At 42.6% G+C, this 13560-nt stretch carries 7 protein-coding genes; all 7 read left to right on the top strand.

The window, feature by feature from the left end:
- Window positions 1-3 precede the first annotated feature (3 nt).
- Genes B3317_RS11415 through B3317_RS11445 form a run of 7 tightly spaced genes read left to right on the top strand, consistent with a single transcriptional unit; the run spans window position 4 to window position 13104 of the window.
- Entirely contained in the window at window positions 4-1695 is a 1692-nt protein-coding gene (locus B3317_RS11415) for a RagB/SusD family nutrient uptake outer membrane protein (protein ID WP_291111556.1), read from the top strand.
- A 43-nt stretch (window positions 1696-1738) separates the two neighbouring features.
- The gene (locus tag B3317_RS11420) at window positions 1739-3202 is read left to right on the top strand and encodes a DUF4859 domain-containing protein (RefSeq protein ID WP_291111558.1); all 1464 of its coding nucleotides are present in this window, start codon (window positions 1739-1741) and stop codon (window positions 3200-3202) included.
- A 10-nt stretch (window positions 3203-3212) separates the two neighbouring features.
- A complete protein-coding gene (locus tag B3317_RS11425) occupies window positions 3213-5243 on the top strand; it encodes a DUF4859 domain-containing protein (RefSeq protein ID WP_291111560.1) in 2031 nt (676 codons plus the stop codon).
- 13 nt (window positions 5244-5256) lie between these two features.
- Complete coding sequence (locus tag B3317_RS11430) at window positions 5257-7719, top strand: glycoside hydrolase family 127 protein (protein WP_291111562.1); 2463 nt, start codon at window positions 5257-5259, stop codon at window positions 7717-7719.
- 14 nt (window positions 7720-7733) lie between these two features.
- On the top strand, window positions 7734-8558 hold the full coding sequence (locus B3317_RS11435) for a hypothetical protein (protein WP_291111564.1): 825 nt from the start codon (window positions 7734-7736) through the stop codon (window positions 8556-8558).
- A gap of 4 nt (window positions 8559-8562) precedes the next feature.
- Entirely contained in the window at window positions 8563-10647 is a 2085-nt protein-coding gene (locus B3317_RS11440; RefSeq protein WP_291111566.1) for a family 43 glycosylhydrolase, read from the top strand.
- A gap of 21 nt (window positions 10648-10668) precedes the next feature.
- Complete coding sequence (locus B3317_RS11445) at window positions 10669-13104, top strand: glycoside hydrolase family 127 protein (protein WP_291111568.1); 2436 nt, start codon at window positions 10669-10671, stop codon at window positions 13102-13104.
- The last annotated feature ends 456 nt before the right edge of the window (window positions 13105-13560 follow it).

The raw sequence follows: 13560 nt of genomic DNA on the forward strand, positions 1-13560 counted from the left end.
ACTATGAAACTATTTAAAAATACAATAAAAGGACTGATCGTAAGCAGCTTATTGGTTTTTGCTGCCTGCACAGACTTGTCAGAAACCATATATGATAAACTGACAGATGAAACTGTCGATGTGAATGATCCGGAAGTGGTGGGATCTATGATGGGAGAAACTTATGCACAATTCCGTTATCTCTACTGGGGATGGAATGGCTACTTCGACTTGATGGAAGAATGTGCCGATACTTATATGACTCCAAAACGTATTGGTGTGGGCTGGGGTGACTTATATATTTCAATGCATAAACATAGTTGGAACTCCACCCAAGGACATATCGAAGGTTTGTGGCATTATGCTTATGTGGGCATAGGTTATGCAAATAAATGTCTGGATGTTCTACCTGAAACAGGGTCGCCACAGGCACAAATGCGCTTTATGCGTGCATTGAACTATTACATTTTGTTGGATGCATTCCGTAATGTACCACTAGAAACAACACAGAACCTACCGGAAGGCTATCTTCCCCAACAGGTAAATGCGGATAAAATTTTCGAATTCTGCGTAAGTGAATTAAATGCAATCAAAGATGATCTTGGAACCAAAAAGATACATGGTTATCCCAATCGTTATGCTGCTTGCATGGTACTAGCTAAATTATATTTGAATTACAATGCATATTTTGGTACTGCAGACACAGAATATTATGATAAAGCGTTGATTGAAGTAAACGAAGTGATTAATGACGGCGGATATAGTCTGGCTCCTAATTATCTGGATAATTTTAAAGCCGATATATCCGGATCGCCTGAAGTTATATTTGCAATACCTCTTGATAAAAAACGCGCCGCACACAATTACTTGGTAAATAAATGCTTGGTTGGAGCCGGTGCGGCTGCTTACGGATATTCCGGCGCTCCTTGGAATGGTAGCTGCGCTATCCCTCAGTTTATTGACAGCTATGACTCTGTTGACAAGCGATTAGGTTATACCTGGACCGGAGGTGTACAGAAAAGTGCAACTAAAGACTCCGACGGAAACTATATACCCCAATCAGGAGATCCGATACCTTTTACCTCTGACGATTGGGCTGGACAAGGCGTACTTAATTATTCGAAAAATGTACACTCTATAGATAATCCCGGAGCATATCAGCAAGAAGGCTATCGTTTTGTGAAAAGCGAGATTGTCGGAGATGATGCCGGAACATATGGCAATGATGTCGCATTTTTCCGTTTGGCAGACGCAATGTTTATAAAAGCCGAGTGTTTGTTGCGCTTGAGTAAAGACGAACAAATTGCAGCCGACTTGATCACCAATATCCGCAAACGTTCTTTCGACTCTGCTACAAAAGCAATTCGCACAGTGGCCGACTTAAAAGGGGGTAGCAGATATGATTACGGGCATCGGGAATATACCAGTGAGGGTTTTGCAAACTGGGATCCTGCATCGTATAAGAGTACTTCGGAAAAAGGAACTGACATTGTATTAGGAGGTTTGCTCGACGATCTGGCTTGGGAGTTCGTTGGAGAACACCATCGTCGCCAAGATCTGATAAGGTTTAAGATGTCCGATGGACGTAATGTTTTCAATGGAAAATCATGGTTCTGTAAAGACGCTACTACTGAAACCCACTGGGATTATTTTCCAATCCCTAAATCTGCAATGAATGCAAATATATCACTTGTTCAAAATAAAGGATATAATTAATTCTTCTATGAGAAAAAGTTTTAAAACAAAAGAAAGATTCAAAATGAAAAAAATATATCTATTTATAGCATTAATTGCCACCTTCATGGTAGGTGGCACAAGTTGCGACGACAATTCGGATTTTTCGGGCCTGCATACATTAACTCAGGATGAGATTGACGAGATTGCCCGTCAGGATTCTATTAAGGAAGCCCAGAAAAATAAAATTAATGCAGATTTGATACTGGAATATACGGTAGATATTACCATTAGTAAAACTCTTTATGATGGTGCAACATTAGTAGTTGAAATGAATAAAATAGCCGAATTGTTTGGCATCACCGAGGAACAGCTCATTTCCGGAATAGAAGGAGAGAGTGATGCTCCTGAAATCAAAGGCTTTGCTATACAAGGTACTACACACGACGACACCGGCTCCATGACAAATACAAATGCTCCTTGGGGACACTGGTGGGATAAAAATGGTGATGTTACAACATGGGGAACGGATGCCATGGTATTCGCCGAATATAATACAGAAGATAAAATGTTCTCAATAGGCCAATATCCAGGACACTTGGAAAATGGACAAACCATAAAGATTATCGAGTGTTTGAAATACAATGAGAAACGTGCAGCTGTAGTTATAACCATCAATGCGAAAACCGCAGGACAGATAACAGCTACAGTAGTCAATACCCAGTATCTTAGCATCAATATTACTCCTAAGTCAAGCTACGATCAGGACCCTCTTCAATTCGATCTGGCACGAACGTTAAGTGATCTGGGCATATCTTCATTGGATAATGTGCAATTCCTTGGTATAAATGAAGATGGCAGCTATGCACAGGAAGCAGTTACAGGTAGTGGTTTCTGGTATGACATGAACGGCTTTGTAGGCGAATATGGCGACAACGCCAGTGTATATACTACATACGGTGACTTTGAAGACAATGAAATTGGTATAGGCCAAATGCCGAACAATCTGGAAGGTGGAGAGACAATAACTATTAAATATGGCTTTTTGGCTAACAATAAAATAGAGATGTTCAATATTACAGTGAATGTAATCGTCTACGAAGACCCTGAAACACCTCCTGCCGGGGAGCCTACTACTATTGAAAAGAATGTCACATTTACCAAAGCATGGAGTAATGATTATGCCAGCATACAAGAAGATATAAAAGAGACTTTGCGCGAAGCATTTAAGATGACTACTCATCAGATCCATAAAGCAGCAGTCTCAAATGATTTGAAAGTATATATAAATGCAGAAACAGAAGAAGATCCCAGCTATACTGCTGACGCTCCGGGTTACTGGATAAATGCGGACGGAACTGCAGGTAAATGGGCAGACGGCCTTGTATGGTGCAGTATCGGGCATAACGATACCGAACTTTACCTCTATTGTGGCAATCATCCTGATAATGCTATAGCCGGCGATACCCTTTCCACAAAAATGATCGTTACATGCAACGGAGGAAAAGCCATCTTCAATATTACATTCAATATTACGACAGCTGAATAAACCTAAAAATATGATATTATTCAAATCCAATACAAAAAAGTATAAGGCAAGTGTACTTGCCTTATACTTCCGTTTATTCTTTCTTATTCTTTTAGCCGGAACGGTAATCTCAACATATGGTTGCGGAAATAAGGATGAGGAAGAAATAATAGAACCGAAAGCGGAAGATCCTGAAGAACCGGAAGAACCTGACCCGGATGTTATTATTCTCACCCCTGAGGATATCGAAGACTATGATAAATTTTACAAAGCAAATGAATTTAAAAATATGGATATGCTCCGTAGTGATAGCAAATGGTCTTTCGTTCGCAGTAAGCAATCCGAACATTTTATCGTATTTTGGGAAGCAGGTTTTGGCAACGACCCAAATGCATCTACCATCCCGCAGGAACTTCGTGTAGATATAGATGACTTGTTAGCAAAATCCGAAAAATTCTATGAAATAAATGTCCAAACCCTAAAGTTTGCTGAAGTAGGAAGCTCCAAGTCTAATCTGGATAAATACAAGATGCAGATTTACCTGCTCTACCAAGCTGAATGGCTGGCAACAGGTGGAGGATACGACGACATAATCGGAGGATTATGGGTAAATCCTAGTACATGCAGGCCTGTAGGGTCGACTATCGCTCATGAAATCGGGCATAGCTTTCAGTATCAGATCTACGCAGACTTGTTAGCTATAGGTGAATGCCAGAACGACTTCAGCCGCGGATTCAGGTATGGATACGGTGGTAACGGTGGCAATGGCTTCTGGGAACAAACTGCCCAATGGCAATCATTTCAGTCATATCCCAAAGAAGCCTTCGAATCCTATAATTTTGGTGTATATATTGATAATTGCCATCGTCATATCGGACATGAGTGGCAACGTTATGCAAGCTACTTCATTCACTATTACTGGACAGACAAACATGGCATTGATTTCATAGGAAAACTGTGGCGTGAGACTGTAAGTCCGGAAGATCCGATGCAGGCATATATGCGGATGAACCATCTCACAGTTGAGCAGTTCAACGAAGAGATGTATGATGCGGCCACACGTTTTATCACATGGGATATAGATGCTATCCATTCCAACGGATCTGCTTATATTGGCAAGCATTCGTATAAACTCTATGCGCTGAAAGATGGTTCCTATCAGGTGGCATATAGTCATTGTCCGGGTAGTACAGGCTATAATGCCATCCCATTGAACGTGCCGGAAGCGGGAACAGTGGTTTCTACCGAATTTACCGGATTGCAACCTGGTTCGGCTTTAGCTTCCGACGACCCCGGAATATCTACCAACAATGAAAAAACAACCACTGTAACGAAATACAACAAGGGCAGTCTTACCAGAGCCGGATGGCGATACGGGTATGTAGCATTACTGAACAATGGCCAACGTGTTTATGGAGATATGAACCGAAAAACGCAGGCAAATGTAGCATTTATGGTTCCTACAGGGTGTGAAAAGCTGTGGTTCGTTGTATTGGGAGCACCTAATACTTATATAGCACATGCCTGGGATGAAAAAGAAGAAAATGACGACCAATGGCCTTACACAGTCAAGTTCTCAAAAACTGACCTTCTCGGAAATATTTCATTCGACGGAACAGAAAAACAGGAAGATATCACCCTTACTTATAACGTAAAATTCCCAGCAAGTTCGACTGACTATACAGGTTCTACAGTCTCCCTAAATAATACAGATCTGCAGAAATTGGCAAAAGCCTTTATCCTCCAGCCTGGTGCAATAAAAGGATATATGGACGGCAAGATCAAATTCTATGCTATAGAAGTTAATGGAAGCCTGAATTCAAAAACAACAGCCAATGGATACGGGCACTGGTTCGATACTGCTGGAAATGTATGTTCATGGGGAGCTGAAAGCAGAATTTTCTCCGAATATGATGCCTCCAGTTATGCTTTTACAATCGGACAATATCCAGGTCAGTGTGCTATCGGTAATAAATTTACTATCAAGCAAGCATTAGTCTATGAATATGAAACTGATAAAACTGTTCAGGCAACATTTATTTTTAATGTTACCATCGAATAAAAATTAAAGATACATGAAAAGAAAACTAACATTATTATTTGCCACGGCAGCATTGATGTTCTCATGCGACAATATGGAAGAACAATCAGGCGTTCAGCTGGGCGAAATAAAAGAAGTCCCGTTCACTGATGTCCATTTTACAGACGAATTTTGGCTGCCGCGAATGGAAATAAACAGAACAGTATCCATTCCGTCTGCTTTTCACCAATGCGAAATCAACGGAAGGTTCGACAACTTTGCTCTGGCAGCAGGATTGATAAAAGGGGAACACAAAGGTGATTTCTCTTTCGACGACACCGACCCCTATAAAATTATCGAAGGGGCGTCCTATTCCCTCGCGATAAAATACGACCCGAAACTAGACGCATACCTCGATAGTGTAATCACTCTGATTGCAGCAGCTCAAGAGCCGGATGGCTATCTTACAACCTGCGTTACCAACAAGTGTACACGTCTTTCGGGCTGGTGGGGTAGTTCCCGCTGGGAGAAAATCAACAGCCATGAATTATATAACAGCGGCCACCTTTACGAAGCAGCTGTTGCCCACTATCAGGCAACCCAGAAGAGGACATTACTGGATGTGGCCATCAAGAATGCCGACCTTGTATGTCAGGTGTTCGGCCCAAATGAGGGACAGAAGCATGTTCCATCCGGTCATCCGATTGTAGAAATGGCATTAGTAAAACTATACAATATAACCAATGATAAGAAGTATCTGGATATGGCGCGCTACTTTGTCGACGAAACAGGACGTGGTACCGACGGGCACAGGCTCAGCCCCTATAGCCAGGATCATATGCCTATACTCGAACAAAACGAAATAGTAGGGCATGCCGTACGTGCCGGATACCTTTATTCGGGTGTTACTGATGTAGCATCTATGCAGCACGATCACAAACTTTTCGAGGCTGTAAACCGTGTATGGGATAATATGGCAAGCAAGAAACTATATATCATCGGAGGCATCGGCTCCCGTGCACAGGGAGAAGGCTTCGGACCGGATTACGAGTTGAACAATTTCAATAACTACTGCGAAACCTGCGCCTCTATAGCTAATGTATACTGGAATCAACGCATGTTCCTTGCCACAGGTGAATCCAAATATGTAGATGTGCTGGAGAGAGCGCTTTATAACGGACTTATAGCAGGAGTTTCCCTGAGCGGGGATAAATTCTTCTATGGAAATCCGCTGGCGTCGAATGGTGGCTTCGAACGCGCACCATGGTTCGGTTGCGCATGCTGCCCGGGAAATGTAACCCGCTTTATGGCTTCTGTTCCGGGATATGCATATGCTGTAAACAAAAAAGATATCTATGTAAACTTATTTGTTGAAGGAAACTCAAAAGTAAAACTTGATAACAACGAAGTAGAACTGGTTCAAAAGACTAAATATCCGTGGGACGGGGATGTCAGTATAGAAGTTGTACCTTCAGTATCTGAAAAGTTTGCTCTGCTTGTCCGTATTCCCGGCTGGGCAAAAAACAAACCTGTACCTTCCGACTTATATCATTATGTAGACGGAGCAAATCCTGATGTAAAGATATTGGTAAACGGACAGGATGCTAAAAAGAGAATCAGAGGAGGCTATGCCGTTATCGAACGTGAATGGAAGGCCGGAGATAAAATCTCCGTACATATGGACATGCCGGTGAGAAGAGTACAGGCACATAAAGAAGTGAAATACGATGAAGGACTCTTATCTATGGAGCGTGGTCCAATTGTTTATGCACTGGAAAGTATAGACCAGAAGAAAGATTATCTATTTGATGTGGTAATTCCACGCGATTCGAAAATAGAATCACATTTCGAGAAAAGCCTGCTGAACGGAGTTATGGTACTCGAAGGTAACGCCTATTCGGTAGAAAAAGATTCCGTAAATGGCAGCACAGTAGAAAAACCATTTACGTTCAAGGCTATCCCTTACAGTACATGGAACAATCGCGGACAAGGTCAACTTGTAGTATGGACCCCCGAAACTTCTCAATACGCTATTCCAAAGCCGGAACCTACTCTTGCATCTCAGGCCTGGCAGATAGGCGGATGGGGATACAACGACCAGTTCGAGCCGAAATCTTCTGCCGACATCAACACTCCATATCATTACTGGTGGCTAAAAGCCGGAACAGAGGAATCTATCGGATATAAATTCAAAAAACCGGAAAAAATTTCAAGTGCAGAAGTTTACTGGCTGGCATTCGAGCATTATGATGTCATCTACAAAGCTCCCGAATCATGGAAGCTATTGTACAAAGACGGTAATGCGTGGAAAGAAGTCAGGAACACTTCTCCATACGGAACTGAACTGGATAAATATAATAAAGTAACATTCGATCCGGTAACCACAACCGAATTGAAGATGGTTGTGCAACTGCAAAAGCCAAAAGCTGAAAAAGCTTCGGATGAAAACGGGCCTCAGGTCATAGATGTTGACCGCAAGGGCTATTCCGGCGGGGTTATAGAATGGAAAGTCAATTGAAAAAACAATAAGTAATGAAACACATATTATTATATTCATTCTTTTCTATATTCTTCATCATATTAGTCAACAGCTGCTCCGACAAAAAGGGGCGGCTTTCTTCCGTTGATATAAAAGTAGCCGCTGTACCCGATACATCAGGCATAGATCCTTTCTATAAGAAATATATGGATGCAGACGGGATACCCATAGTATCATCAGCCAAGGTCAACGACGTTGCACTTACCAGAGCTGCTAAAGTAATCTCGCAAGTATTATCAAAAAGGGAAGATGTAAAGAAAGCAATGATAGCCAAGGGCTGCAAAGTAATGATAATCGGGGAGAAAGAAGAGGTGTGCGATATACCTGAGTATAAGCATATCTGCAACACTCCCGAAAATACAGCTTACTGGAACAAACGCGCCCGTGGTTTTGGCGGTGCACCCGAACACGACTTCAGCGCCAGTTGTGGCGAGGAAAATGTGATTTGCCTGCCAGGCGACAGATATAAGGGGGAAAGTATACTTATACATGAGTTTGCCCATATTATCCATATGGTAGGCATTCTGGATATAAACCCGGATTTCAACAATGAACTGGAAGCTTTACGTCTGAAAGCGATAGAAAAAGGCTTATGGAAAGACACTTATGCCATCAGTAATAAAGAAGAGTATTTTGCCGAAACAGTACAATCATTTTTTGACTGTAACAAATATTCTACCGGACCAAACGGGGTGCATAACTCCATTAACACACGGGAGAAACTGAAAGAATATGACCCCGACATGTATAACCTTTTATTGCAATATTTTCCCGAAATAGAATTGGATTTATGCTCTGATAACAGAACAAATCAGTAACAATATGAAAAAGGCCTTATATATCCTATTATTTATTCTTTCTTTCCATACATTGTACGGACAGGAAGTAAAATACAACACTCCGGCAGCAGGGAACCCCATTATTCCGGGATATTTTGCCGACCCCACAGTCTGCAAGTTCGGAGATACATATTATATTTATGCTACAACCGACGGCACAGGGCTTGGTGTAGGCCCTGCACAAGTGTGGAAATCAAAAGATTTCGTAAACTGGACTATCAAACCTATGAACTGGCCGACGGCTAACCAGATATGGGCGCCGGATGTGATGCAGGGTACCGACGGACAATATTACCATTATTATAGCCAGGCATGCAAAATATTCTGTGGCGTATCGGACAATCCCACAGGCCCGTGGACGAATATACTCGGCCCGGATGAAGCAGTGCTTATTCCCGACAGGTATGTAAAAATGTCTATCACACTCGATGCGCAGAGTTTCATCGATGACGATAGCTCTACTTATCTTTATTGGGGCACATGGGGTATATACAAAGACCATGGCTGCGGCGTAGGCAAACTGAGCGCCGATATGAAGAGCCTTGTAGATACTACACTGATACCGAATACACAGGCCACTGATTTTTTCGAAGCCCCCTATGTATTTAAACGCAACGGTATCTATTACCTGACCTATTCATCGGGCTCGTGCCACGACCATACTTACCGCGTGCAGTATGCAACCAGCAAAACAGGTCCGATGGGTCCTTTCGAATTTGCGGATAATAATCCGATACTGGCTACAAGTGCCGACAGTACCATTCACGGACCGGGGCATCATAGTATATTGAAGGAAGGAGACAATTATTATATTGTTTATCACAGGCACAATATTCCGCAATCGACCCGGGGCTTTTTCAGACAGGTAGCAGCCGATAAACTGGAATTCGATAAAGACGGACGGATAATGAAAGTTAATGCCGGGCACAAAGGAATCGGGTTCTTACAGAAAGATTCCAATCCGTATAAGAATATCGCATCCGGAGCAAAGGTAAAAGCCTCGTCTTATTACGACGGGAACTTCAAGCCCGAATATGCCGTCGATGACAATAATGCGACCTTATGGCGGGCAAAAAACTGTTATAAAGATGAATGGATAGAACTGGATTTAGGTAAAGCACAGAATATAAAGCGTATCTGGACGCAGTTCGAACATGCCACATCATTTTATCAGTATATTTATGAAACATCTGCCGATGGTAAAAACTGGACGGTTTTTTCTGACAAGCGCAATAATATAATTGCCGGAAGCCCGATGACAGACCACGGCGATATAAAAGCAAGGTATATCCGACTAACGGTTACAGGAAACGAGAAAAACGGTTTATTCCCTGCCGTGTGGAATATAAAAGTATTCTCAGGGGGGACAGACCCATTCCCGAATAATAGCCAGCCGTTCGACAAGCAGGCAAAGATTGCTGCACCGAAAAGACAGGGATTACTGTTCGAAATCAATGCCGCCAATTATCCTGCGGAGTCTCTCGTTGCCAGAATATTAAATGAACAAAATAAAGAAGAAGGATTCGACGCTTTCTCAATGGCTGTTCCTATCAAAAACTATAAGAGCAAAACGGCTTTCGCATTTAATGGATATCAGCAGTTCAAGTCTGATTTCGGATTGCCCGAAACTATGACAGGCAATGCACCTTACAGCATTTCAGCATGGATAGCATCCGAAAATCCGAAAGAAAACGAATGTATACTCGATATCAACGAATCGTATGGCGAACTGGAAAAAATAATCTTCGGATACGGAAGCAGTCCACGCAGCGGAATCACCATGCATCACGGCTGGTACGAAGATATGGGAATCAAGGATATGAGAACCGACGGAGAATGGAAACATATAGTTGTTACCTTCGATGGATATAAGGAAAAAATATATATTAACGGTATATTTGTAAAAGAGAAAGATGTTTTTCTGCGTGTAGGAAAAAGCGAAAAAATGACTTTAGGTACTAAATTTGATGGAGAACACCGTTTCACAGGATACCTCAACTCTCTCAAGTTCTATGATACGCCGTTGATACAGGACGAAATATCGGAACTATATAATCAAGGGAAATAATATAACAAAACAAATATAGCTATGAAAAAATTAAGTTTAGTCATTCTTTTATTTACCTGTTACTGGCTGGCAGCCTGGGGATGCAACAATCCGGGACATCATCATGCCCATCAGCAGAAAGGAGACAACAAGGACTACCCTATCCAGCCGGTAACCTTTACATCGGTTAAATTCTCGGACAAGTTCTGGGCGCCACGCATCCGCATCAATCAGGATGTAACAATACCGATTGCCCTCGGCCATTGCTACAATACAGGACGGGTAGATAACTTCAAGAAAGCGGGCAAACTGATGCCGGGTTATTTTGCAACTCAACTGACTTTCGACGATACGGATATCTACAAGATTATCGAAGGCGCAGCCTACTCTATCCAGATGTTCCCGAATAAGGAGCTGGAAGCCCGCATGGATACATTGATTTATTACATCCAAAAGGCTCAGGAACCCGACGGATATCTATATACAGCACGTACTGCCGGAGAACCGGGAAAACTGCATGAGTGGGTAGGTGAAAAACGTTGGGAAAAAGACCCCGACCTCAGCCACGAGCTTTATAACTGCGGGCATCTTTATGAAGCGGCAGTCGCTCATTATCAGGCGACAGGAAAACGCTCCCTGCTCGATGTGGCTATCAAAAATGCCGACCTGCTGGTAAAAGATTTCGGGCCGGGTAAACTGGCTTACGAACCCGGACACCAGATCGTAGAAATGGGACTGGCAAAGATGTACCGTGTAACGGGTAAAAAAGAATATCTCGACCTCGCCAAATATTTCCTTGATCTGAAAGGCCACGGACACAGCGGCGAATACAGCCAGACACACAAACCTGTTATCGAACAGGACGAAGCGGTAGGGCATGCCGTACGTGCTGCCTATATGTATTCGGGAATGGCCGATGTGGCTGCTTTGACAGGAAATGAGGCTTACCTGCATGCCATAGACAAGATTTGGGACAATGTGGTTACCAAGAAACTGTATATCACAGGGGGCATCGGAGCAACAGGGCATGGCGAGGCTTTCGGCAAGAATTACGAACTGCCGAATATGTCGGCCTACTGCGAAACCTGTGCTGCTATCGCCAATGTGTACTGGAATCACAGACTGTTCCTGCTTCATGGCGATTCGAAATATTATGATGTGCTGGAACGTACTTTATACAACGGATTGATTTCGGGTATCAACCTCGACGGCAACCGCTTCTTCTATCCTAATCCGCTGGAATCGGTGGGACAACACGGACGCAGCGAATGGTTCGGCTGTGCATGCTGTCCGAGCAATGTATGCCGCTTTATGCCCTCGATACCGGGATATGTATATGCAAAGAAGGACGATAAGATATATGTGAGCTTGTTTGTAGAAAGCGAAAGTGAAATAGAATTGGGTAAGAATAAAATCAATCTGTCACAAAAGACCGGCTATCCGTGGGATGGCAATGTAACTATCAATGTAGATCCTGCAAAATCAGAAAAATTCGATGTACTGGTAAGAATACCGGGATGGGCATTGAATAAACCTGTACCAAGCGACCTTTACACTTACCTGAATCCGAAAAAGGAAGCTGTTAAGATAAAAGTGAACGGAAAAGATGTAGATTACACAATAGGAAGTAACGGTTATGTAACCCTTTCTCAAAAATGGAAAAAGGGAGATAAGATAGATTTATCGTTCCCTATGGACGTTCATAAAGATATCGCAAACGAAAAAGTAGAAGACGACAGGGGAAAAGTAGCTATCGAGCGCGGCCCTATCGTATATTGCCTGGAATGGATAGATAATAAAGACCGTGTACTGAATGCCGTACTGGAAGATAATGTCGTATTTACAGAAACTTTCCTATCCGACAAACTGAGCGGCATCATGCAACTGGAAGCAAATGCCAAAAGCGCATCGCGGGATAAAGACAATAATGTAATTATAGAAGACAAGCGCCTGACCGCCATTCCGTATTATGCATGGTCGAACCGTGGTTCAGGAGAAATGGCTGTATGGATACCGCGTACTGTGGAATCGACACGCCCATTGCCTCCTCCCACTTTCTGTACGAATGCGAAAGTATCCGCTTCTTCTCCTAACAAATCGATGAGCAGTGTAAACGACGGTTACTGGCCGAAGGACTCGAATGACAGGCATGTACCGTTCTTTACCTTGTGGCCGAAAAATAATTCACAGGAATGGATTGTCTACAATTTCGATAAACCTGAAACATTTTCTACTGCGTCGGTATTCTGGTACGACGACGGGCCTTGGGGTGGTTGCCGTATTCCTCTGTCATGGGGAGTACAATACAAAAACGATAAGGGAGAATGGGTAGATGTGAGAGCCAAAACACCGGCCAAACCGGAAAAGGATGCATTGAATGCAATGGAATTCGAACCTGTAACAAGCCAGAGCGTACGCCTGCTATTCCAGTTGCCGGTACAAGAATCGGCAGGTGTTTATGAATTCGAAGTGAAATAGCACATGTAGATTAGGATAGAGGATATGCAGAAATGATTTGTAACGTTTTAGTATGCATATCCTTCTGTTTTTTGATAAAAGTTTATCTATATAGTTGAAAGCCGATAGCCTTTAGCTGTTAGCTTATAGCTCTTTGAAAAAATTAATTAGCAAATTTGAAATTAGCATATTAACAAATGAGTGAAATAGTGTAACCTTTGTTACCTGCGTCGCAGGGGATTTGTAATCCCCTGCTTTTTATTATCAGGATTTACAATCCAACAGGCTCTTTAACGGATTATAAATCCTGACAATAGAAACTTTCGAATTGCAAATCCGAAAGGACGAAAGATACGAGTTAGCTGATGCCTTAATTTTGTTTCACGCAAAGACGCAAAGGCGCAAAGTTTTTATATCTTACCAGTTGCTGACTGATGACTGTAAAGTCTCTTGTGCGATAGCTTCGGCTAACGGCTA

Origin of the sequence: Dysgonomonas sp. UBA7710 (assembly GCF_002482385.1) — a bacterium.
In the GTDB taxonomy this organism is placed as follows: domain Bacteria; phylum Bacteroidota; class Bacteroidia; order Bacteroidales; family Dysgonomonadaceae; genus Dysgonomonas.

What these genes read in the sequence shown, in the direction of transcription:
- B3317_RS11415 (WP_291111556.1), top strand. Translation starts at nt 4, where the DNA reads ATGAAACTATTTAAAAATACAATAAAAGGACTGATCGTAAGCAGCTTA.
- B3317_RS11420 (WP_291111558.1), top strand. Translation starts at nt 1,739, where the DNA reads ATGAAAAAAATATATCTATTTATAGCATTAATTGCCACCTTCATGGTA.
- B3317_RS11425 (WP_291111560.1), top strand. Translation starts at nt 3,213, where the DNA reads ATGATATTATTCAAATCCAATACAAAAAAGTATAAGGCAAGTGTACTT.
- B3317_RS11430 (WP_291111562.1), top strand. Translation starts at nt 5,257, where the DNA reads ATGAAAAGAAAACTAACATTATTATTTGCCACGGCAGCATTGATGTTC.
- B3317_RS11435 (WP_291111564.1), top strand. Translation starts at nt 7,734, where the DNA reads ATGAAACACATATTATTATATTCATTCTTTTCTATATTCTTCATCATA.
- B3317_RS11440 (WP_291111566.1), top strand. Translation starts at nt 8,563, where the DNA reads ATGAAAAAGGCCTTATATATCCTATTATTTATTCTTTCTTTCCATACA.
- B3317_RS11445 (WP_291111568.1), top strand. Translation starts at nt 10,669, where the DNA reads ATGAAAAAATTAAGTTTAGTCATTCTTTTATTTACCTGTTACTGGCTG.